Annotated in this window: 8 protein-coding genes; all 8 read right to left on the reverse strand. The window is 67.6% G+C overall.

Features of this window, described 5'->3' with window-relative positions; translation table 11 throughout:
- Nucleotides 1-216: 216 nt before the first annotated feature.
- The gene (locus ACIBCN_RS33020) at nt 217-483 is read right to left on the reverse strand and encodes a hypothetical protein (RefSeq protein WP_396995624.1); all 267 of its coding nucleotides are present in this window, start codon (nt 481-483) and stop codon (nt 217-219) included.
- 18 nt (nt 484-501) lie between these two features.
- The gene (locus ACIBCN_RS33025; protein ID WP_396995625.1) at nt 502-19305 is read right to left on the reverse strand and encodes a hypothetical protein; all 18804 of its coding nucleotides are present in this window, start codon (nt 19303-19305) and stop codon (nt 502-504) included.
- Nucleotides 19306-19310: 5 nt separating this feature from the next.
- On the reverse strand, nt 19311-19790 hold the full coding sequence (locus tag ACIBCN_RS33030; RefSeq protein ID WP_396995626.1) for a YbaB/EbfC family nucleoid-associated protein: 480 nt from the start codon (nt 19788-19790) through the stop codon (nt 19311-19313).
- Nucleotides 19791-19845: 55 nt separating this feature from the next.
- On the reverse strand, nt 19846-20178 hold the full coding sequence (locus tag ACIBCN_RS33035; protein ID WP_396995627.1) for a hypothetical protein: 333 nt from the start codon (nt 20176-20178) through the stop codon (nt 19846-19848).
- Nucleotides 20179-20366: 188 nt separating this feature from the next.
- Nucleotides 20367-22010: a hypothetical protein gene (locus tag ACIBCN_RS33040; protein ID WP_396995628.1), complete on the reverse strand. Its 1644-nt coding sequence runs from the start codon at nt 22008-22010 to the stop codon at nt 20367-20369.
- 154 nt (nt 22011-22164) lie between these two features.
- Nucleotides 22165-22614, reverse strand: coding sequence for a TY-Chap domain-containing protein (locus tag ACIBCN_RS33045; protein WP_396995629.1), 450 nt, complete (start codon nt 22612-22614; stop codon nt 22165-22167).
- Nucleotides 22611-23102 carry a DUF6301 family protein gene (locus tag ACIBCN_RS33050; protein ID WP_396995630.1) on the reverse strand — a complete coding sequence of 164 codons (492 nt, stop codon included), beginning with the start codon at nt 23100-23102 and terminating at the stop codon, nt 22611-22613. Before ACIBCN_RS33050 ends, ACIBCN_RS33045 begins: the two co-directional genes overlap by 4 nt.
- 129 nt (nt 23103-23231) lie before the next feature.
- Nucleotides 23232-24197 carry an alpha/beta hydrolase gene (locus tag ACIBCN_RS33055; protein WP_396995631.1) on the reverse strand — a complete coding sequence of 322 codons (966 nt, stop codon included), beginning with the start codon at nt 24195-24197 and terminating at the stop codon, nt 23232-23234.
- Nucleotides 24198-24255: the final 58 nt, after the last annotated feature.

Below are 24255 nucleotides of genomic sequence, written 5' to 3' on the forward strand. Positions count from 1 at the left end.
TCCTTCATCCGCTACTGGCCCTCCTCGTACCTGCGACGCCGCTGACGTTATGTGCGCACGACAGCATCGCAGCCAGTTCCTACAGCGTGCCAATTCTATGGTTACTAGCGTCGACCTCGCATGTACAGACCCGAATCTTGGTGGCACGCTTGCTCCGAACACACGTTGACCAGCGACTTTACCGATGATCACGGGGTCACCCAGGCCTGGCCTCGCTCACTCGTTCTGCTCGAACGCACGGTCGATCGCGGCCTGTCGCGCGGCCGCGTTGGAGCCGTCCAGCTGGCCCGCGAAGGCGGCGCCGGCGGCCACGATCAGGTTATCGGGGATGTTCGGATACGCGTCGGCTATCTCCCACAGCGCGTGCACGGTGCGCAAGTCGAGACCGTTGTCCGAGGAGACGCCGCCCCCACCGCGGACCGCGGCGAGCGCGTCAACGAAGTTTTGCCGCAGTTCGTCCTCGGTTGGGTAGTCCACGAACATGATTCCTCCTTGTCGGTCTCAGTGGAACACTCCGGCACATTGTCGCGGGTCGGCCAAGACGTCGCGAATTATCAGACCCAGGTCGGTCCCGGCGCCGCCCAGCGGGTAGGGGAAATCGACGACGGGCTCGCCGCCGACCCGCACCTGGAAGCGGGCCTGCTGCGGACCGAGGTGCTGCCAGCCGACGTCGACGGCGGGGGCATCGAGATCGAACTCGTTGGCGCCCAGGCGCAATGTCAGGCGGCCCGCCTTGCGGTAGAAAACGGCGAGGACGTCACCGAAGTAGCCGAGTACGCCGCCGACCGGGCTGGTGGCCGAAGTGGTGAGCGCGCGCAGCGAGCCCGTCTCCGGATCGAAGGTGGCCATGCGGCCTCCGTCGAGTGGCTGGATGACTATTTCGCTACTCGGCGTGGCGTTCTCGCCGTTCCAGCGTCGGCGTTCGCCACCACGCCGGCCCGCGGCACCGGTGCCCGATCCTGCCATCGGCGGCATCATCGGTGGGGCCATCGAAGGCTGTTGTGGGTCACCGGCCGGCGAGCCGTTGGATTGCCATGGGTTCGGGATGTGCCCGTTCTGGCCGGGGTATCCGGGTTGGCCCGGAAGTGACGGCTGGCCTGGGAACGGTGCTGCCCCAGACTCTCCCGGGTATGGGGGAAGTGCCTGTAGTGGGTTCGGCGGTGGCGTGGACTGGCCAGGCTGTGTCGGATCCGGCGACGTGGGGGGTGTGGTTGGCGGGGTCGTTGGAGGTGTGGTCGGCGTCGTCGTCGGGGGCGTGGTCGGAGGCGTCGTCGGCGGCGTGGTCGGAGGTGTGGTCGGCGGCGTCGTCGGGGGCGTGGTCGGCGGCGTCGTCGGCGGCGTCGTCGGCGGCGTCGTCGGCGGCGTCGTCGGCGGCGTCGTCGGCGGCGTCGTCGGAGGCGTCGTCGGAGGCGTCGTCGGAGGCGTCGGCCGTGTCGTCGGCGTGGTCGGTACTGGATGCGGCGTGTGCGGACGCGTCGGAGGGACCGGAGTCCGTGGCGGAGTCGGCGGGTGCGGCGGGACCGGCGGATGCGGGGGCACGGGCGGGTGCGGGGGTTGCGGCGGCTCCGGAAGTTCCGGCGCGGGTACATGAACGGTGGGCGGGGGCCCTACCTCCGGCGGGAACTCGAACTCGTAGTCGTGCGGCGGATGCGGGATACGCGAACGGAGCAGCGCCGGATCCGGCTCGCCACCGCGGAACCGATCGTCCCCACCATCGTCGTCCCCGTTGTCGGAACCGCGATCCCGATTCGAACCACCATCGGTAGTCCCCCGATCCGACCCCGAATCGCCCGACGAGTCGTCACGATCAGAGTCCCCTTCGGACTCACGAGTCCGATCCCGCATAGACCCCGAATCACCAGACTGCTCAGCAGGATCGGAGTCATCATCGTCACGATCACGATTTGCCGTCGAGTCCGAATCGACCGACTGCTCATCACCCGCTGAATCATCGCGATCCGAGTCGCTCTCGGACTCACGAGTCCGATCCCGCGCAGAGCCTGAATCACCGGGCGACTCAACGGGATCGGGGTCGTCACCGTCGCGATCGCGATGCACTGTCGAGTCTGGATCGACCGGCTGCTCGCGATCAGGGCCACCGGTGTCGCGGTCGCGATCTGTCGCCGTACCCGAATCAGTGGGCTGCTCAGCGAGATCGGACCCATTACGTTCCGGAGCGGGGCGGGTCGGGGGCGAATCGCCAAGCGGTTCTTGCTGGTTCGCGTTCTCCTCATCCGATCGAGGCCGGACGCCTGCGTTCGGGTCGAGCGGTGTCAGAGTTTCGGCACGGGTCTCTGCCTGCGCCAGTTCCGCTTCGATGCGCCCCACTTCGGCGTCGGCGACGAGGTAATCCTTCGCGGCTCGCTCGAGTTCGGCGACCTTGTCCAGCCGAGCCTGCTGCTCGGTGACGTCCAACGTCCGGGACCGCAAATCTTCGGCGCGCGCTTCGATTTCACGCACGGAACGCAGCTCGTGTGGCTGGATCGTCATGGACAGATTCGCGGCGGCCTCGGCCCGCGCCGCTTCGGCACGATCGAGCCGATCCTGGGCGGGCACCAACTCCGCTTCGAGATGCTCCCTGAGGTCCGCTACCTCCTGTCGAGCGTCGGCGTCGCGTTGCGCATCTGCGTCATTGTGCGTCGTATCCGCCTCGTGCTGATCACTTTCCGGCGTCTGCGCAGCCGGAAGTTCGGGTCGTCCGCTGCGCGCCAGCGCCCGAGCTTGCTGAAGTTCGACGTCGTGACGTTCGACGTTCTCCTCATGGCGCCGCACGTCCGCGGCGGCGTCCTCGACATCGCGGAACGCCTGCGCGAAGTCGTCCACCCGCCGGCGGCCGTCCGCGTCTGGCTGCTGGGCCCGCAGTTCGGCCAATCGCGTGTCGACGGGCTCGTCGGAGCCGAACAGCCAGGCGGGGTCGACGCCGAGGCGCTGTTCCAGCGCGAGCAGCGCATCGGTGCGCGCGTCCAAAGTGGCTCGCGCCTCGGACAATGCGAGCTGGTAGCGGTCGCGCGGCAGGAACGGCGTCGAATCCGTCAGCGGTGCGGCGGCGAACGGAATGCCGGCCCGCCAGCCGGTCAGCGGCGGCCGATCCGCGTCCCAGTGGAAGCCGAGGCCGACCGCGTGGGTGTTCGCGTCGTGCCAGGTCTTGCCCCGATTCTCGGGATCGCGCAGGAACTCCGACTCGGCCAGCGCGTCGTACAGCAGCACGATGTCCTGTTTCAGCGGTTCGCCTGCCACCAGGCGGTTGAGCGCCTCGGCGACATCGGCCAGCTGATCCATTGGCCGCTTCACCACTCGGCCGGAGGGATCGGCGTAGTCGGTCACCAGATGCTCATCGGTCATCAGGTGATTGAGGACCTGCTGAATCTGCTCCCTGGTGAAGCGCGGCGGCGGCAGGGCGCCGTCGGTGGTGGCGTCGTGCCACATGTTCGGCGCCAGTTCCCGCGCCATCCGATCGAGCTGTTCCTCGGTGATGCGCCCGGTGCTCTGCTGATCGACGAGCAGGTTGCGGATGTCGGCGATGGTGTCGCGCACCGCGATTCGATCATTGCTGTCGAACATGCCGAGCACGCGCCCGGCCAGGTCATCGATCTGCTGGTCGATCCGATGCAGTTGCTCGGCGGCGTCGGGCCGGGTGGGGTCGATGCCGCGATGAGCGTCAACCAGTTCCTTGCGCACCAGGTCGATGAGCTTGCGCGCGGCGTCGGACTGCTGGTCTTCGCCGTAGTGCGCCAACTGATCGGCGATCTTGTCGGCCAGCCGGCGATCGGCACGGAACCTGTCGTATTCACCGTCGGCCCAGTCCTGAACCCGCTGCCAATCGGCGATCTCGTGATCGAAGACCTGCTGCAACCACTCGGGGATCTCGACGTGTTCGTCGAGGCGCGAGTGTTCGCTCGCCTCCCAACTACGGAACATCGGCTGGATATTGGTCTCCGGCGGCTTATGCCAATCGAAACCGTCCCACACCGTCCCGAACGGTGGCAGCCGCTGCAACCACGGCCGGGCCTTGACCCAGTCGCCGATCGCCGGGTGCCGATGGATCCAGTCCCGCACCATCGGGTGATCGATCGCCTGGAGCAGGGTACGGATATCGCGTTGGATGGCATAGAAATCGCCGCCGATGTGGATGGTGACAATGTCGTCGGCCGGGACACCATCCTGGAAGTACTCGACCGGTGCGCTCATCGCATTCATCGGCAGCATGTTCTTCGCGATATGCCCCGGCGGGATATCGGCGAACGGTGTCGCCAGGTCGTTGATGTAGTCGGCGAGACCCGCCCACCAATCGGGATTGCCCGGATCGTAATCCCCTAGCTTCTTGCCACGGCGCAACCTGCCGTCCTCGCCCACATTGACCGTCCAGTCGGGCCTGCTCGGGTTGACCGTATGCCAGTCACCGGCACCGTCGCGCCAGCGGACCACCAGCATGCCGGGGTCGCCCTGGATCCAGCCCGTCGCGGTGCGCTCCAGCGACGGCCCCGGGTGCACCACCGTCTCCCGCCCCGGCGCGGTCTCCCGATATTCGATTCGCGGATGCTGCAACATCGCCTGTGCGACACCTGCATTGGTGCGGATCGCGTGTTCGAGCGCGGCATCGTGGATGGCGCCGTGGCGCGCCGTCTCGGGCTGCTGACCGAAAACCACGATCCGGGGTGGCTCGCCCACGATGATGCCGACTCGGTCGGTCGCCATCCGACCGCCCTCGGCGCGCATGGTGTCGCGCCACTCGGCAACCTCGTGCCACCGCTCGGTTAGCTGCGTCATCTGGTGCTGCTTGCGGGTCATCGCCTTGTCGGACCGGATCACGTCGGCCGCGGCGTCGCCGAGTTCCTCTAGCATGCCCGCTCGGTGCGGATCGGTGCCGTCGTCGAGCTGCCGCTGACGCCGCATCGTCTCGTCCAGCCGGTGTGGTTCCGGGCCGAGATCGGACAGCGGAACATCCAGTCGCTCCGCCAGGTCCTCCATGACCGTGCGCCGTCGCTTGCTCTCCTGGAAGATCGCCGCCTGCTCGTGGGCCAGCCGATCCAGGGTGGCGACAACGTCGGCGGATAGCGGGCGGTCCCGGTTCACCTTCTCGCCGTGCAGGTCATTGAGCCTGGTGTCGATCCCGCTGACCGCATCGTCGAGCCGGTTGAACGCCTCGACGGCCTGGACCAGTTTGCGAACGGCGCGGTCGCGCAGCTCGCGCTCGGGCCCGGACACCGGTTCGTGCACCACCCGTGAGGGGCTGTCCAGGTTGGCGGGCACCCGCACCGACCTGTTGCGGGCCTCGTTGTGCAGCTCGAGCACCCGCTGGGTGAACGCGTCGCCGGTCAGGTGTTTCACATCGAGTCGCCCGGCGATCTCATCTCTTGTCGCGCGCGCGGCTTCGCGCTCGCGCGCCAGCTCGCCGCGTTCCTGGAGCAGGCGATCGTATTCGGCCTCTCGGGTTTCCTGCGGGCCGTCCTCGGCATCCATCCTGGCCAGTTCGGCGGTCAACCGCTCGATCGCCGCGGTCGACTCGGGCACCCGATTCGACAGCCGCTCCAGCTCCTTGACGCGAAGCAGGTCGTGCGGCTGCCACTCGGGCACGTCTGGACGGCGGTGATTCAACTCACGCAGGGTGTCGGCGAGGTTGTCGCCCGGCCGCAGGGCGGCCCAGTCGTCGGCCGGGTCGACGCCGAGGAACTCGGCCAGCTCGTTGCGCCTGCGGATCGCGAGCTCGAGGTCTTCTACGGCGAGGTCGCGCGCCTTGACCGTCTCAGCGCGGCGTTCGGCGTTGTCCGCCTCGTGCACCGAGGCAGGATCGGGTTGCGGGGTGCCATCGGAATGCGGGGTGGCTTCAATTCGAGGTCCGCCGGCGGGTTCCGCGGAAGTCTCGGATCTCGGTGCGCCGCTCTCGTTTTCGGAGCCGCCCGGTCGTCGCGGCCCGGCGTCGCCTGGATCGTCGGGGCCGTGGGTTGCGGGCGGTTCGCCGTCCGGCCGCACGTTCTGCTCGAGCTTGGTCAACCGGTCGAGGACGGACTGATGCCACTCGGGGCGGTCCGCGAACGCCGGTTCCAGTGCCTCGATCCGGCGGCGGATCTCGGCCAGGTCGGCCGCGCTCACGTCGTGCTGACGCCACTGCAGCGCGCCGTCTGGGCCGGGCTCGAGGAAGTGATGAGCGAAACCACTGGTGGTTTCGGCGTTCGGGCGCTGCCCACCGCCGAACGCGAGACTGTGGTCGATGCCGCTGAGCAGTCCGTCCGCGGTGACCAGCCAGTTCGTCATGCCGCGGTCCGGCATCCGAATCAGCGTGTCCAGCAGACCGAGGCGGACACCGGCCGGTGTGTTGGTCAATCCGGTCTCCTGCGGGCCCCACGCGCCTGGATGCCGCCCGCCTGCCCAATCACCCGCCATGAGCTGCATGTAGACCACGTGGTCGCCGACCCGCACGACGTGCGGCACATTGGCACCGACTGCGTGACCGACCTGTGCGGCAAGCACTTCCGCGTCGGCGTGCTGCACATTGCTGAGCGTCTTGCGGATCAGCTGCGTGCCGTCCTCGAGGGTGATCCGCGTCGCCTCCTCGCTGATCCGCTCGAAATGGATGGTCTCACCGGACGTCGCCGCGGCCTCCACCCGAGCCACCGCCCGCGCGAGAGCCGCAGCGTCCGAACCTGATTCGTGCGGCTCCTGGGCGGGTCCGCCCTCCGGGGGACGGTGACCGCCGCTGTCGGAACCACCATCACCGGGGTCGCCTGCCTGCGACGGAGACGGCGGTCGGGGCGGCTGTTGCCCACCGTCATCGTCGCTTGACGCGGGCTTCGGGGCCGAATCATGCGACGAATCTCGGTCTTTCATATCGCTGGAGCGCGAGTCGCTGGTCGGTGGTTGTCCCTCGCTCGGCGGTTTGTTCGCTCCGGCAACGCCATTCGGCTCGCCAGTGCGCGCCGGTGTGCTGCCGCCGTGCGGTGCCGGTGTGCCGCCGCCGGGCGCGGGCGGGGTCGACGAGTGGATCGGTCCGCCCGAGGGGTCCGGGCCGCTCGGCGGCACCAGATCGACGACGGACACCTGCCCCTGCTCATCGATACGCACCTGCCGGTAGGTGACCTCGACACCCTGTCCGGCCAGCTGCGCACGAAGGTCGGCGCCGATGATGTGTTCCGGCGCCTCGGACGGCGAGACGACGAGTAGCCGCTGCCGATCGCCGGGGAGCACGGCGATACCGTTCGCATTGGGCAGCGGCCGTCCCTCCGCTGCGAGGATGTCGCGCGAGATCGCGGCCGCCGCTTCGGCGCGCAGCGTGTTTCTGGTCCGCACCGACTCGTGGTACTGGCCGAGCGTCTTGGACAGCTCGCCGGTTGCCCGCACGACCTCGCCGTAGTGGCGCTCTGCCGCGTGCAGATCGTCGAAGTACCGCACCATCTCTTCGGGCGGAACGTGCTGGCGGTCGCGGAGCTCCGCGACCCGGGAATCGGCACCCTCCAACACAGTTCGAGCCGCTTGCTCCAGCTCACGAGCATTCAGCCCCGCCGGATCCACGCCGAGCGCGCGCGCCATCGTGCGCGCTCGGTCGAGCAGCGTCTGACCGTTGTCGGCTGCCGCGGTTATCTGGTCGAGAAGCCCGTCGACCTCCGGATTCCGGATATCCGGCGCGTAGGGGCGCGGCTCGCCCGCCGTCGACCACTGCGTGGACTGCTCGGCGGCCGGTGGACGGTTGCCGCCGTTCGGATCGCCTGGGTCACCCGCGTTGCTCGGATCACCAGGATCACCGGACTGCTGAACCTGCGCGGGATCCGGTGCGGCAGTGCGCACCGGCTTGGCCGCCTCGCTCGGCGTATCTGCTTCTCCCGCAAGCTTATTCGCTTCGCTGGCGGCCTTGTCTGCGACTGTTTCAGGCTTGTTCGCCGGTACATCGGCCTCTGCCGCAGACTTGTTCGCCTCGGCGACAGGCTTTTCCGCCTCGGTGGCTGGCTTGTTCGGCTCTGCGACAGGCTTGTTCGGCTCTGCGACAGACTTACTCGCTTCACCGACAGGCTCGCGCGGCTCGGCAACAGACTTATCCGCTTCGCCGACAGGCTCACTCGGCTCGTTGACGAGCTTGTTCGGCTTGTCGGCAGGCTCGCCGACTTCGCTCGCAGGCTTGTCTGCCGAACTCGGGTCTTCGCCCAGCTTCTGTTGTGCCGCAGTATAATCTGCTGCGTTAGAGCCCTGTACCTCACTCGGCTCCGGCACCACACCGCTCGGCGGCTTCTTCGCACCGCCACCATCGCTCGGCGCATCGGGTTCGGGGCGTGGTGCCGCCAGCGGTGGCGCATCCGGTGGATCGGTCCGGTGCACCTGCGTGCGACCGTCTTCCCCCGGGACAAGGCGGTAAACGATGACGTTGTCGCGGTTCGGACCGACCAGATCGTTCAGCTCCGGGTGCTGTGCCGCGGCTCGATCGACCAGGGTGGTCGGATCAGTCGACTCCCCACGCACCACGACAACGGCCTGCGGCGGATCGCTAGGAACGATGCCGATCTGCGGCACCCCGTCCAGCGGCTCCGCACCCGCTTCGAGCATCGTGTTCTTCCGCAGCTGATCGGCAAGCTGCTGATCCCGCTCGGCCGCATCACGCACCGCGTACTTGTGCCGCTCGAACGCATCCTCGGCCTCGGCCTGGTCGCTTGCCTGCCGAAGCTCTTCCTCGGCCTCGTCCCTGGCACGCACCGCGTCGGCCTTCGCCCGCTCCAGCCGATCGATCTCGTTACTCCGCTGCCGCGCATCCGCTTCGTCGAAACGTTGCTGCTGCAGCAGAGCTTCCGGCGACTGCGCGGCGATCTCGGGCGAGTCGGTCCGGTGCACCTGCGTGCGACCGTCCGCACCGGGGACGAGGCGATAGGTGGTGATGTTGTCGCGGTTCGGGCCGACCAGATCGTTCAGTTCTGGGTGCTGTGCCGCAGCCCGATCGATCAACGTGGTCGGATCAGTCGACTCCCCACGCACCACGACTACGGCCTGCGGTGGATCACCCGGGACTATGCCGATCTGCGGCACACCGTCGAGTGGCTCCGCGCCTGCTTCGTGCAAGGTGTCTTTGCGCAGTTGATCAGTGAGCTGCTGATCTCGTTCGGCCGCATCACGTTCCGCGTAACGATGCCGCTCGAACGCCTCCTCCGCCTCGGCCTGATCACGCGCCTGCCGCAGCTGTTCGGCAGCCTCGTCCCTGGCACGGACCGCGTCGGCCTTCGCCCGCTCCAGCCGATCGATCTCGTTACTCCGTTGGCGCGCATCCGCTTCAGCGTAACTTCGCTGCCGCTCGGCTTCCCTTTGTTCCTCGGCAACCCGTTGCTGCTCGGCGTCGGCGGAGTGCGCGGGATCTTCCGGTCGCGCATTTGAATCAGCTTCCAGCGCAGGCACTTCCGGCTGCTCGCCGCGGATCGCCGCGCGGGCGCGGTCGAGGTTGACATCATGCTGCTCGATCCGCTGTTCGAGGCGGGTGACTTCGGCACCTGCCTCGTCGAATTCACGCAACGCACGCGACACGTCATCGATGCGCTGGCGACCAGCTTCGTCCGGCTGCTGTGTCCGCAGGTTGGCCAGCCGGTCGACGGGATCGGCGGCGCCGAACAACGCCTCGGGATCAATCCCGGCCAGTCGCACGGCCTCGAGCAGCGCGGTCGAGCGCGCGTTCCAAAGCTCCCTGGCATTGCCCAATTGCAGCTCGAAGCGATCGCGCGGCAGGAACGGCTCCGGCGGGCGCAGCGGCTCCGGCGCGTACGGGATATTCGCGCGATCACCGGTCAGCGGCGGCCGGTTCGCATCCCAGTGGAAGCCCTCGGCCACCGCGTGCGCGTTCGCTTCATGCCAGGTCCAGCGCCCTTCGCGCGGCGCGGGAGTGCGCAGGAAGTTGGATTCGGCGAGTGCGTCGAGCATGAGGACGACATCCGCGGGCAGCGGCTTGCCGTCTGCGATCCGGTTGATCGCCTCGGCCACGTCGGCGAGCTGGTCCATCCGCCGCGTCGTCAAGTTGCCGTTGGGATCGGCGTGATCGACGGCCGGATGCTCGTCGACCATCAGATGATTCAGGATCTGCTGAATCTGGTCCCTGGTGAAGGCCGGGAATTCGTGCTTCGGCGGGGCACTGTCGGGTTGCGGGCGATCCGGGAACGGATCGGGCCAGTTGTGCTCTTCGATCTTCGGCGGCAGCGGACGGATATCGGGGGCCAACCCGTCGACGATCCGGGTGATGTCGGCGTCGGTGATCGGGTGCTCGCTTGTGATGTCGAGCAGGCGTTGCCGAATATCGGCGACCGTGTGTCTGATCGCGACCCGATCATCGGTGGCGAAGTGATCGAAGGAATCGTTGGCGATCCGTTTGATGGCTTCATCGATCCGCTGCGGCTGATGCGAATCGACCAGTTCCTTGCGGATGCGATCGACCAAATCCTGCGCGCCGACCCGCATCTGCTCCTGGCGGTACTCGGCAAGCCGTTCGGCCATGCGGTCGGCGAGCTGATCGTCGGCCCGGAACTTGTCGTATTCGCCGTCGGCCCATTCCTGCACGCGCCGCCAGTTCGCGACATCCTCATCGATCGCGGGGCGCAGCCACTCCGGAATCTCGGTCCTGGCATGCTCGGCCGGCTCCCAGGCGCGGTACATCGGCTGAAAGTTGGACTCCGGCGGCCGGTGCCACTGGAACTTCGACCACATGGTGCCGACCGGGAAAAACCGCTTCAGCCACGGACGCGCCAGTACCCAGTCGCCGATGGCCGGATGCCGATGGATCCAGTCCCGCACCGCGGGATGGTCGATCGCCATGAACAAGTTGCGGATATTTCGCTGAATAGAACCGATATCTCCACCGAGATGGAGGCTGACGATGTCGTCCGCCGGCATGCCGTTGTCGAAGTATTTGGTCTCCACATTCATCGGGTTCAGTTCGAGCATGTTCTTCGCGATATGCCCCGGCGGGATATCGGCGAACGGGGTTGCCAGGTCGTTGATGTAGTCGGAGAGCCCGCCCCACCAATCCGGATTGCCCGGGTCGTATTCTTTCGGCGCTTCGGGACCGCGGTTAGTGCTTCGTTTCGGCTCGCTCGGATCGACGGCATGCCAGTGACCGTCCGCGTCTTGCCAGCGCACCATCAACAGGCCGGGATCCCCGTTGATCCAGCCGGTGGCAGTGCGCTCGATGGGCGGACCGCCCATCCCCACCTGCCGCCAAGTGCCGTCTGGGCCGACGACGACCTGCCGGTATTCGATCCGTGGTTGCCGCATCATCGCCTGTGCCACAGCGGGTTCCGTGCGGATGGCTTGCAGCAGCGCGTCGTCGTGACCCGCGCGCGACGGCTCGAATTCCGCGCGCGGACCGAACACCACGATGCGCGGACGCTCACCGGGGATGAGACCGACCCGATCGGTGATCATCCGGCCGCCCTCGGCCCCGACTAAATCCCCCCACAGACCATTGAGCCGAGCCATCTCGTCCCGCAGCTTGCCCATGGCGTGTTCGCGGTCGAGCACATCGCGCGCGGCGGCTTCCAGCTCATCGAGCACGCGGTGGCGATCGGCCATCTCGCCGTTGTCCACCCGCATCGTTCGCGTCCGATGCCAATCCAGCGCCTTTTCCAGATCCCGTGGATGCGGGCCGAGCTCCGATACCGGAATCCCGAGCCGCCGGGCCAGATCCTCCAGCACCGTCTGCCGTGCCTCGGTATCGCGCAGCAGCTCAGCGTAATCGTCAACCAAGCGATCGAGGGCGGTGCCGACATCATCGCCGGGCGGGCGCCCATCGACGACGCCCTCGTCCCGCAGTTGCGCGAGGCGGGCGTCCTTCTCGGCGACGGCCGCGTCGAGACGATCGCAATCCCGCATGGCGTCACTGAATCTGCGGAGCTCACGCAGATGCAATTCGCGCTCGGAACCACTGAGCTGTTCCCGGACGATCCGTTCCGGGGTGTCCAGATTGCCGGGGATCCGGGTCTGCCGCGATTGCGCCTGGTCATACAGCTCGAGCATGCGGCGCTCGAAGCCCTGGCCGCTCAGTTCCCGGAACCCGAGGTACGCGGCCAGGTCATCGCGCTTCGCCCTGGCGAATTCGCGCTCATGGTCCAGCTCACGCCGCTCCTCTAGGAGGCGGGCGTACTCGCCCTCGGGGGTCTCGCGTAGTGCGGCTTCGCGTTCGGCATCCAGCGCTGCCAGCTCGCGATCGATCCTGGCGATGTCGTTGTTCGCGTCGGCGACCCGGTCGGCCAGTTGCTCCAGCTCATCGATGCGCGCCTGTTCGCGCGGCATCTCCTCGCGCACCTCCATGGTGCGGCCGCGCAACTCCTCCAGCGTGCGCGGCAGGTTGTCCGGATGCAATGCCGCCCAGTCGTCCGCCGACGACACGCGCAGCCGCCCGGCCAGCTCATTGCGCTGCTGCTGCAACGCATCCCGGTCGGCGACGGCACGATCGCGCTCAGCGTTCAGCTCCGCATGGCGCGCATCGAGTGGGTCCTCGGGGCGTGGCGCGCTCTCCTCGTGCGCGGGCGGCGAGTCGACACCTGGCTGCCGGTCGCCGTGGTTCGTGCCGTCATCACCCGGGTCGCCCGGATCACCAACGCGCGGTGGCGATTCCGGCGGTTTCTTGCCGCCACCGGCGCCTTCGGGCTCCGGCTGCGCGGCCGAATCCTCGCGCGGCGGCACCTGCGCGTCACCCAGGACTTCGCCCTCGTGAACCCGGTGCTTGCCCGTCTCCTCCGACGGCACCTCCGCCGCGGGCCGAGGCAAGGTGCCGTCGGCGATATCGCGGGAGAACTCGGCGCGCAGCGCCAACATTCGGGCCCGCCATTCGGCGTGGTCGGCTCGCATCCGCGTGGCCCAGTCCAGCGGTGCGGTATCCGCGATCTGCCGCATCGCCGCCGCGTGCTCGGCGGCCATCCGAGCCGTCCACTCGGCGGTCTCGGCACGCATGCGGTCGGTCCAGTCCGCGGTGCTCTCGTGTCGGCCGCCGTTGTCGTTCCCGGCCGGGTCGGGATCGTGCGGTGGGTCGACCGCCATCCTGGCCGGCTGGTCCGCTGCTGAATGCGGCGTGGCCTCGGGGCCTTGCATCCGTGGCGCCAGCACGTCGGGTCCCAATTTCGCCAAGTCGGTCAGCATCTTGTGCATGACCCTGGCCGGCTCACTGGCCCGGTCGCCGTGCAGTTCTACATCGCGGAAGGCATCGGCGACGGCTTCCCCCGGGCTGAAGACGCCGTGTTTGTCGAAGCTGTACCGGCTGAGCTGACTCAGCCACTTGCGGTATCCCGCAGCGGTATTGGGGACTGCGGGGTCCTGCTCGGCCTTGTGCCGGTAGTAGTCCTGCAGGACTTTGTCGGTATAGGTCAGCGAGTGCGGATCGTTCGGGTTCAACGGTCGAAGCGAGGTTCGCTGTCCGTGGAAGTCCACCGCGTGGCCGAATTCGTGCAGCAGCATCTGGTAGACCGCGCGAGTCGTGGTGGACTGATCGAACCGTCCGAGGTGCACGCCCTCCTGGACTTTGCCGCGGAACTTGTCCAGACTTCCGACGAGTTCCTGATTGATCCTGAGCGACTCTGCGTACCGCACCCCAGTCTCCGGGTGACGGCCCGGAACCATCTCCGCCAAGCGCCCGCTCGGGAACGGGCCGATGCCGACGCTACCGAGGACAACGTGCGGGTACTTGGTCCGCATTTCGACGACGCCCCTGGCGATCTCGCGCGCCACCTCGGCATCGAAACCGGGCATGTCGAACCCGTAGACCTTCAGCCCGGTCTGCTTGGCCAGCTCCTCGCCGACCTGCGCCGCGTCGAGTAGCGTCCACTTGTCGACGATGTGCGGGTCTGGCTGACCGCCGTCGTGGTGCGCACCGCCATCCATTCCGTGGACCGGCGCCGCCGTCGGACGACGCGGCGGCAACATGTGCGAAGCGGACTCTCGCTCGCGGGACAGCGGATGGTCGGACGGCGGCCTTGCGGGCTCGCCCGCCGCCGGGCGTTGGCGCGGCTCGGACCCCGAATCACCTTGCGAACGAGGCACTTCCGACGGGCGGCGCGGCGGCAACATGTGCGAGGCGGACTCTCGCTCGCGCGGCAGGTGAGAGTCGGGCGGCGTTTTGGTCGGCTCGTCCGAGACCGGACGTTGACGAGGCTCGGGCGCCGAACCTTCTTGCGACCGAGAGGCATCCGCCGGTCGCATATCCCGCGAACGGCCGTCGCCCGGGTCGGTGGGCGTCGAGGATTCGGGCGTCTTGTTCGGACCCGCGCTATCGGCGGGCTGTTCGCGCGGGGCACGCTCGGACTCCGGATGCGTCGGCGATTCCGGCGACTTGTTCGGACCCGCGCCGTCCGAAGGTTGTTGTCGCGGAGCGTGTTCAGCCTCCGGATGCGTCGGGGCTTCCGGCGTCTTGTTCGGCGCCGCGCTGTCGGCCGGCCGTGGTCGCCGGCCACCCTCGGACTCGGGATGGTCGATCGGCCGAGTGACCGGATCGTCGGTGTTCGGCGTTTCCGGCGGCTTCCGGATGCCCGAGCCGTCGTCCTCGGGGATCAGTCCCTTTTCCGCGAGTTCGCGAACCTGCTCGGCCGCCCGGTCCGCCTCCGCCCGCAGGCCCTCGTCCTGGGGATATTGATCGGAGAGCCTGCGCAGGGACTCGGCATTTTCGACCTGCATGCGGGCCACCCACTCCGCACGGCCCGCTTCCGGCGTCGGGACCTGGTCGTCGGTGGTGTCGCGGCGCGGGTTGCCCGTGTCGTCGGGTCGTCCGTCGAAGGCCTGACCGATCCGCCGGTCCGGGACGGGCGCCTGTGCCTCGTCGATGAGGCGAGCCCGCTCCGCCGGACTGAGCCGGTGCTCCGGCTGGCCCTGCGCATCGAACACGATGGCGCGGGTGCTGCTCAGCTCCCGCGGCACCCGCGGCGGATAACCATGGTCGGCCGCCCCGGCGCCGAGGTCACGGACCACGATATCGCCGCCCTGGTTCACCAGCAGGTACGCGTGCGCGCCGACACCGTGATTGTCCCGGTAGCCCGAGTAGGCGTCGACTACCAGTGCGGACGATCCGTCCCCCAGGCCGAGCAGCTGTCGCTGGAGGTTCTCGTGCGTGGTGGGGTCCAGCCTGCCGCCCGCCGAGGCCATCAGTTCGCCAGCGGTCATCCCGTCGGGACCGATTGTGCGGTGCGGCATCTGGACCTGGTCGCCGTACATGGCATGCAGTTCTCCGAGTGACAATTCACCACAGCGACCGCGGCGGTCATCGGGATGATTGAACGCATCGTCGGACGCGTGGTGCTCGGACTGGAAACCGCCCAAATTGTCCATCGGGATCGGGACATTGTTGCGCTCGAGGTCGAACCGCGTGATCGTCACCTCGCCCTTCATGCTGGCGTGCGCCTTGTAGTACTCGATCTCGAGGGTGCCGTCGCGATGGGCCTTCAGCAACTCCTCGCGGTTCTTCAGGAACGCCTTGCCCTCGTCGCTGTTCGGGTCGAGACCGCGCTCGCGCATCTGTTCAGGGGTCTCGTTGAGAATCTGCTTGAGGTTTGTGTCGAGGGCGAGAGTCCTGCGCAGATACTCCGGAGAACCCTGTTCGGCCTTGCCCCATGGCGTCTCGGCAGGCTCCAAGGTCGAGCCGACGCCCTTGGCCTCGATCACCACCAGCTTGGGCGGTCTGCCCGGCACCAAGACGGCGAAGTCGACCGAGTCCCTGCCGTCCCAAGCACCATCGAAAGGGCTGATCTGTATTGCGCCGTCGGTCTGGTGGATGAATGATCTGGCAGCCAATTCGCCCAGCAATTTCGAGGTGGCATGCATTTCATTGCCGAGTAGATTGTATTTCGTCGCTTGAGTTTTCAGGTCCGCCAGCCGATCCAGCTTGGCGTCCATTTCAGCCTCGCTCAGGTTTTCGGCCAAGACCTCACGGCGTTTCTCGGCGTACAGATTTTTCAGCTTTTTCTCGCTCAGCTGATGAACATCGGTTTTACCCTTCTCGTTCTTGATGTCGAACTCGTCCATGAGCGGTTCCAGCAGCTTGCGGACCGCTTTGCGGTCTTTGTCCTGCTGTTGCCGATCACTAGCAGCATCTTGCAGCTCCCTGATGATGTCCGGGTCCGTGGGTGTGTGCTGCTTCGGTTCGCCGAGTTGGGCCGGGTGTTCGATATCCCCACTGGAAGGCTTGTTGGGATCATGGGCAAAGCCGTTTCGATCGCGCAACTGATGCGGAGAACCATTGTCGCGCCACGTATTCGGCCTATCACCGAACTTGTGCAACTTGCCGTCGCCAGCAGACCTGTAATGGTCAGCAGGATCACCGTGGCGGCGCAGATAGCCGTCGCCATCGCGGGTCATGCCCGGCGGCACCGGCTCGTCGATCGGGTGCGGCGGCGGGTCCGGCACATTGCCGATCCGGTCGGAATCGGCGAGATCGCGTGGGTTGGCGAGCAATTCGTCCCGAACACGGCTCGGCACCTTGTCGACCGGTGTGCCATCCGGCTTGAACATGATCGCGCTCGCGCTGTGCAGTTCCTTCGGCGTCCGCGGCGGGAAGCCGTGCTCGGCCCCCATGCTGGGGTCGTGCACCTTGATCGTGCCGCCCTCGTTCACCATCAGGTATGCGTGCGCGCCGACACCGTGCTCGTCGCGAGGGCCCTTGTAGGTGTCGACGACGAGCGCCGTGGCACCGTCGCCCATCTTGAGCAGCCGCCGCTCGATCGCCTCGTGGCCACCCGCGAACTCGCGCAGCTGCCCGCCCGCGGCGCCGACGAGTTCTCGCGAGGTCATGCCGTCGACACCAATTGTCCGCTCCGGCAGACGAATCGAGTCGCCGAACCGGTCGCGGAGTTCGCGCAGCGAGAGCTCGCCGCACTTGCCGCGATTCGGATCGTCGGGGTCGAGCGGTCGCTTGCTTTCGGTGTCGCCGTCCTGTCGCGGCGTCGCGGCGCCACCATCAGCAGCGTGCTGGCGCGGCGCGCCGTCTGCCCCCGACTGCCGCGGATGGGCTGTCGTGCCCGCATCCACGACCGGGACGATCCCCACGTCGTCATGATGCGAGCGACTATCGGAGTCGTCACCGTGGTCGCTGCGATGTGCGGGATCCGCATCGCCCGCCCGGTTCGGGGCGTCGCCTACTGGCCGAGAGTCGTTCGCGCGCGGGCGTCCGGCTTCGTCCCTGCCGTGCGGCTCGGCACCGGTGTGCGGCCGATCCTGTTGTGGTACACCGGCTTCCGGCTTTTTCCTGGAATCTGGGCCGTCCGCATCCGAGTGTGGCCGAACGTTCTCGTCCGAATCCGAGTGCGGCCGAAGGTTCTCCTCCGAATCCGGATGTACCTGCACGTGCTCGTCTGCCGCGCCCGCCGCTCGGTCCGGCGCCTTGGGCACCTCGGGGCCGCTCGACTCCGCGCGGATGCCGGGAGTCGAATCCTTGCCTGCCCGAGCGGGATTCGATTCCGAGACGCCCGCGCGCGAGTCACCCCGGGGCCGATCGGCGCCCGGCTTGGCGTCCGGCGATCCGGCCCGCGAGTCTGCGCGCGGTTCGGTGCCCGAATGCGGCCTGGCTTCGCCGCCACGCGCGGGCTCCGCGCCACTCGGCCGAGCCGGGGCACCATCACCGGTCTGCCGAGGCGCCGCACCATCACCGCCGGGTCGAGCTGCCGCGCCGTCTGCACCGGGCCGGGCCGTCGCACCATCACCGACACGCCCGGCATCACCCGAATTATGCGTTCCCGCAGCGCTTCCCGTATCCGCACCGGACTGCGGCGTGACCGACCGATCGGCACCGGTGCCGCTGTCGTGCGTGCTACCGCCGTCGGCAATGCTCGCCCGACTATGGTCCCCGCCGCTACCGTCGGCTCCGGCGTGCTGCTCCGGCGAACTACCGTGGCTCTCGGGTGCGCTGCTGTGCTGCTGCCCACCATCGGAACCGCGGCTTTCCGAACCACCGCCGTGCTGCTGCCCACCATCGGAGCCACGGCTCTCCGAACCACCACCCTGCTGCTGCCCACCATCGGAGCCACGGCTCTCCGAACCACCACCCTGCTGCTGCCCACCATCGGAGCCACGGCTCTCCGAACCGCCACCTTGCGGCCGGTCAGCGTCGGTGCTGTAAGTCCGGTTCGAGTCGCCGGTGTCTCCGCTGCGGGATGAGGTGTCGTCGGTCCGCGTAGACGATCCGTCACCCGAACTGTTGGTGCGGTTGTTCGACCCACCGCCGACATTGTCTCCGCCGGTCCGGTCGCCGCCCGTGCCGTGCTCACCTTGGCCGACCGCACCGTTCTGCGGCGTGTCGACACCAGTGGTGCCAGCCGGACGCATATCCGGGCCGCCATTGCTGTGCGTGCCAAGGCCTTCGGGCCCGAGGCCGCCGATCCGAGCCCCGTTCGTCGGCCCGACGCCGGTCGGCGTGCCCACCCGGTCGAAGTGGAACTTGGTGGCGCGCGCCTTGTTCCCGCCCGACATGGCGCCGTTCGACATGCCTGCGGTGAGCATTCGCGGGTCGAAGTTGTCGAGCGCGTTACCCCAGCCGTTTTTCAGCCCGTCCATCACAAACTGCGGTGCGAACCCGGCGATCGAGCCGCCGAGGCCCGCGCCGAAGCCGGTGATCGCGCCTTTCATGCCGGGGCCCAAATGGGCGCCCTTCAAAAGGTGTCCGAGCCCATGGCCGGCCGCCGCGCCTCCGATCGCGCCTGCCCCCGAGGAGATCGCGGTCATCTTGACCTGATTCCAGTCGATCTCCTTGCGGTGGCCCTGTTCTTTCTGGATCCACTGGATCCCCAAGTCCTGAATGGTGCCTAGCGCCAGGTCGAGCGCGACGTGCTTGAAGAGGAACTTGGCGCCCTTGGTGATGGCCAGCTTGAGGAGGTGCTTCGCGAGGGCAAGGAGCCCTTGCCTGGCGATCATCCGGATCGTCACCCGGGTCGCGGCGATGGCGGTCAGTTCCACGGCGGGTGCGGTGGGCGGAAACAGCCACGCCGCAGCGAGTTCGATCGCCAGCAGGCCCAGTGAGGACCACATCATCCACTTGGCGTACTCGATTTCGGTACCGACGCCCTCGGCGGATTCGCCGATCTTGTCGAAGAACTCCGCGAGCTTCTTGAGGTTGTTGTTCGCCTCGTCCCCGCTGGCACCGGTGCCATCGCGCATCTTGTCGAACGCGCCCGCGATCTCATCGCGCGCCGCACCGGACGGGTAGGCGTTGAGCGCGGCCGACTTCGCCGTGTTGATGTCGGCCATGATGCCGCGCAGCTCTTCGGCGGCGTTGTGCCAGTCACCGCCCAGGTCCCGCATGCCGGTTTCCGAGCCCTCAGGCCAATCGCTACCAGCTACCCATCCGAGGGTTTCGAGGAGTACGTCCCACAAGTCAGCCATCTAGATCACCAACCGGAATCGGTGACCCCACGCTCCCGGGACTTCACATTGTCGAGCGACTCGACATTGTCGAATGTCATGGCGGCGCTGTCGGTTTTGGCAGTGACAGTCCGCTCCAACGAATCGGGTTTACTCAGCGACGCGTACGTCTGCGCGGGCAGCTGGTCGCTCAGGTCCGGCATACCCTCGACCAGATCCGACAGTTTCGGCAAGCGCGCCCGCTCCTCCTGGAAAGGGGCCAGCAGCTCCTGCGATTGGCGGCGCACATCCGCGATGGCCTCTTGCGCCGCCTGGGTAACGGCACGCGCCAATTCCGCGTATTCCAAATCCTCGATGCCGCGACCGAACTTGGTTTCGATAACGGCACCGTCCGCATTGACCACGACGGTCACCCGGCCACCGCGCACCGTCGCCTTGCCGACTAGCGCAACGCGTTGTTGCTGCAATCGCGCGATGGAATGAAGCTGCGATTGCACCTCTTCCATCAGGTCCGCGACGTCTCCCCGAGAAAAATCGTGTGCCACGGCTACCGGCCCTTACTCACTTATCGAAGCTTTCGCCATTGCGCTTGTCGAGGTCGTGCTGCAACTGGTCGGCAACCTTGCGCTGGTTGGCGGCCACGTCCTTGAAGGTGCCTGCCATACCGGTGGTGCCGTCGACGAGGTTCTTCTTCGAAGACAGGTAGCCGTCGCTGCCACCGGGGCCGTTCGCGAACTGATTGCCCATCTTGTCGTCGCCCCATGGGGCACCGCGACCGGAAAGCGTCGAGGTCAAGTTGTTTACCACGTCGGTCACCCGGTCGCCGACATGGGCGGTCTTGCCCGCGGCAGTACGGAAATCGTCCGGGTGGAACTCGAATTTCTCGTCCGCCACAAGGCACCCTTTCCCGCAGTGCGAGGGAAGCCAACCCCCGGCTCGATCCTGAAATCATTGGCGGAGTTCATGATCAGTTCACCCGATCTCCGCCGTCAGTCAATAAACCGTAACACCAACAGTACTGGTGGACCACTCGAACCGAGCACCCCAGTCCTGGGGGCATCGGGGTCCTTTTGCCGACGCGATCAGGCGTCTACCTGGCCATGTCGCCGCTGGAATCGCTGCTCGAACTCGGCGATGTAGAGCGACGGCGCCACCGAGGACGACGACTGTTCCAGCACGCCGTCGTCGGCGATATAGAACAGCGCCCGGCCGATCGCGATCTCACCCGGCGCGGTCGGCACGTACACCATCCACCCCACGCTGATCCGATCCGCGCGCAGGCCGTCCACCGGATACCGGGAGGTGTCCATATCGCTGTCCAGGATGAACTGCCGCACCCTGGCGATCGCGTCCTCCTGCGGCATCGGCTCCGGCACCGTCATCGTCACGCCGGCCATGGTGAGCTGATAGAGGGCGCCGTCGATGTCGAAGGAGCCGTCTTCGCCGAAGACGTCGACGAGGGTGGACCGGGTGACCACGCCGATCTCCGCGGCGGACACCAGATTCGCGACGGATTGTCGCTGGCGCGGGCTCGGCGATTCCGCGATCAGGCCGGACACGATGTCGACCACGGAATCCGGCGACCACATGCCGGGCACCGCGTCGCTGAGTTCGTCGGCGATCGGCGAGTTACCGCGATACCAGTTGCCGCCCTCCCACCAGTAGCAGAACGACAGCAGGCCACTGGCCGCACGCGAATTCAGCACCGGATTGGCCACCCACTCCGGAGCGCCCGCGTAGAAATCGGGCATCGGCACATCGCGGTTGTAGACCGCGTCCAATTCTGGTGCGTTCCATACTCCGCCGGACAGCACAGCCCGGCCGCCCGGCACCGAGTACAACGTGGAGCCACTGCGCTTGGAACCTTCGAACCAGCTCAAGGCGGGTAGCACGCGCGGTCCCAGTGGCGATCCGGCCGCGACGAACCCCGCGGCGATCACCGCCCAGCGGGCCGCCAGCAGCGGCAACGCCGGGAAGTCGGTTGCCGCCAGTACTCCGCGCCTGCCCGCGTCCCGATCGGCCCGCGCCTGGACCGCGGCCTCTTGCGGCGTGCGCGACTGCCGATCGGCGTGGCCGATGTAAGCCGCCAGCCACACCGGCAGCTGCTGCCGCGGATACATCTCGAGGTCGGCACGATAGATCTCCGGTGCGAAGAGTTGTTCGTCCGGGAACGGCTCATCGCCGTAGTCGTAATCGACCTCGACCTGACCGCTGCTGGTCAGCGTCATGAGGTAGCGCCACCACGGCCCGTCGCTGAGCTGCGCCGACACGTGCCGATGCTGACGGACCAGCGCCAGCACCTCCTCTGTCGGATACGCCCGCGCCATGCGGTCCTCGTCGTCGGTGAAAACGGCCAGCGCCACCTCGGCCGCGACGGTCACCGCGAAGACCGCCTCCAACCGCTGCCAGCCCGCCGGACCGTCGGACGCCAGCTCCCTGACGATCTGATGACTGATCGCCGTCGCGCGCTCGGCCGGATCCTCGACCGGCGGCGGGGCGGCCAGCGCGCCTGCGAGGGTGAAGCCGACGTCGGGTTCCTGGTCGTCGACGCCACCGGGTTCGCCGTCAATCTGCTCGTCGACGCCGGCTTGCTCGTCGGTCGAAACCAGGAACCGCTTCATGAAAGCTATTTGTGCGGCGGTCGTTTCGTCGCCGGGTCGCTCGTGGTCCGGGGCCGACTCGTCGCGCGGCCTTGGGTCCGGAGCCTGGTCGTCTGGACTGGTCACGTCGCGGAAATCTCCTCAATCTGCGCACCGAAACGGGGGCCGTTCCGAAGAGGTAGCCGCCCGCGTCCCATCCTGGCACAGCCCGCAGCGCGACGAGTGGCGAATGTCAGGGCGGCGCGACGGCGCGGAAAGCGCTGTTGAAGAAGGGCCCTCGTCAGCTCTGCGACGGCAGTCCGAGTTCCGGCAGGTCCAGCTTGCGGTTGCCCGCATTGCCGTTCCATGCCTCGTAGTGGAGCGTGGACGGATCGGCGATCTGGAACGCGTCGCGCAGTCCGGTCACCACCATCGATGCGAGTCGGCGGTAGCCCGCCGAGTCGATCGGCCAGGTCGAGTCGTGCCACCAATTGCCGCTGTGGTCTTCGTCTGGCTGCTGCCAGCCTGCGTCGGCAAGCAGTCGGCTGCCCGCCGCACCGGCGGCAAGCTCCGGGGCGAGCCATTCGTCACCGACGACTTCGGCGATCAGCTTGCTGTCGGTCTGGAGGAACTGCGCATACCGCGGGACATCGGCCGACTCATCGGACTCGATGATTTTCACCACCGCGCCCGTCGGCAGCTGCGCGAGGTGGTGGGCCAACCCGTCCGCGAACTGCTCCCACCCGGTCAAATCAGGCCCTGTTCCTGCAGATCGATGGTTCGATCGTGCGCGGCGAGCCGCGAGTTGGCAATCAGCGCCAACTGCACCGTGATGTCCAGATCCGAGAGGACGATGGTCGCTTCGGCACCCGCCCAACGAACCTCAGCGGACTCACCGGGGATGCGGGCCGTCGGTTCGCCGAGTCCGCCGGTCAGCGCGTTGGCCATCCGGACGAACGTGTCGAGCGTCTGCGCTCGCCCCGCCTCATCCTTGTCGGCGAAATCGGTGACCTGCAACGTGAGCTCGACAGCCGTGCCGTCATCGGCTTCGACCATGCCGCTGGCCCGACCGAACCCGGAATCGAGCCTGATCCACTCCGGCCGCGACGACTCCACTTTCCAGCCGAACGTCGCGGCCAACTCCGGGATGTCGTCCAGCGGGCAAGGCCATTTCGCTGAGCGCAGCCGACCGGCCAGCTCGACGATTTCGTCGTCGGACAACGCACGCCATTCGGTCATGGAATCACCCTAGTACTCGCTGCCGGACCGCATCGTTTCTTGGCGATCGACTGTGCCACAACCGGGTTACCCGCACAACAATCGCGGCAGTCGTCCGGAGCAGATCGCCAGATATGCCCCCGCAGGCGACTAGGCCGATAGCGGACCTCGCTCGGCCTGCGCACGCTCGATCTCGGCGACGAACCGCTCGACGCTGTCCAGGGCGGCGCGGGCCTCAGGTAGGAACCGGTGGCCCACCTGGAAAACGTGGAACATGCCTGGCCACAGCTTTACGTCGCACCGGCCGCCCGCGGCGCGTTGCGCGGCGCCGTAGTGTTCGGCGTCGGCGCTGAGCATCTCGCTGCCGCCTGCCTGCAGCAGCATCGGCGGCAGGTCGGCGCCGACGTGGGCGGCCACGTTCAGGCGTGGGTCGTCGAAATGGGTTGTGCCGGTGTACAGGCCGGTCATCCGGGTGGCCAGGCCGAAGGACATGAATGCCTCGTCCACGTCGGCGCGGCGGGCGTCGGCCAGCGTCCAGGTCGAATCGACCAGTGCCGAGAAGCCGACCAGCGCCTTGGGCTGCGGCAGGCCGAGCTCGCGCAACTGCACGCACAGGCCCAGCGCCATGTGGCCACCCGCCGAATCGCCCATGAGCACAATGTCTTGCGCGGCGTGCCCCTGTTCGAGCAGCCAGAGATAGCCGTTCAGCACGTCGTCGTGTGCCGCGGGGAATCGATGCTCGGGGGCGCGCCGGTAGCGCAGCGTGAACGCGGAACGATCTAGTCGCCGCGCCAGCTCGGACACCAGGCCTCGATGGGTGGCCGGGCTACAACCGACGTAGCCGCTGCCGTGCAGGTAATAGATGAGCGATCGACCCGGTCGCGGCACCGCGCCGACCCACTCCCCCATGGCCCGGCCGCGCGGCCCGGCGACATCGACCGGCGTAGTCGGCAGCGTGCGATCGAACCAGATCCGGCAGGCGACGGCCAAGCCGAGCCGAGCGCCGGCGACTCCCACCCGGTTGGCGGGCAACCGGGCGCCGAGTGGCCGCAAGGTGGAATGCAACGCGAAAATCACGCCGCGACTGGCCCGGGACACCGGATCACCATTGATCATCTACAGATTGAACCCAACCCCACCCGGCCCTGGCAATAACGGCCGCAGCTACCTGGCA

Source organism: Nocardia sp. NPDC051052 (genome assembly GCF_044456045.1).
In the GTDB taxonomy this organism is placed as follows: domain Bacteria; phylum Actinomycetota; class Actinomycetes; order Mycobacteriales; family Mycobacteriaceae; genus Nocardia.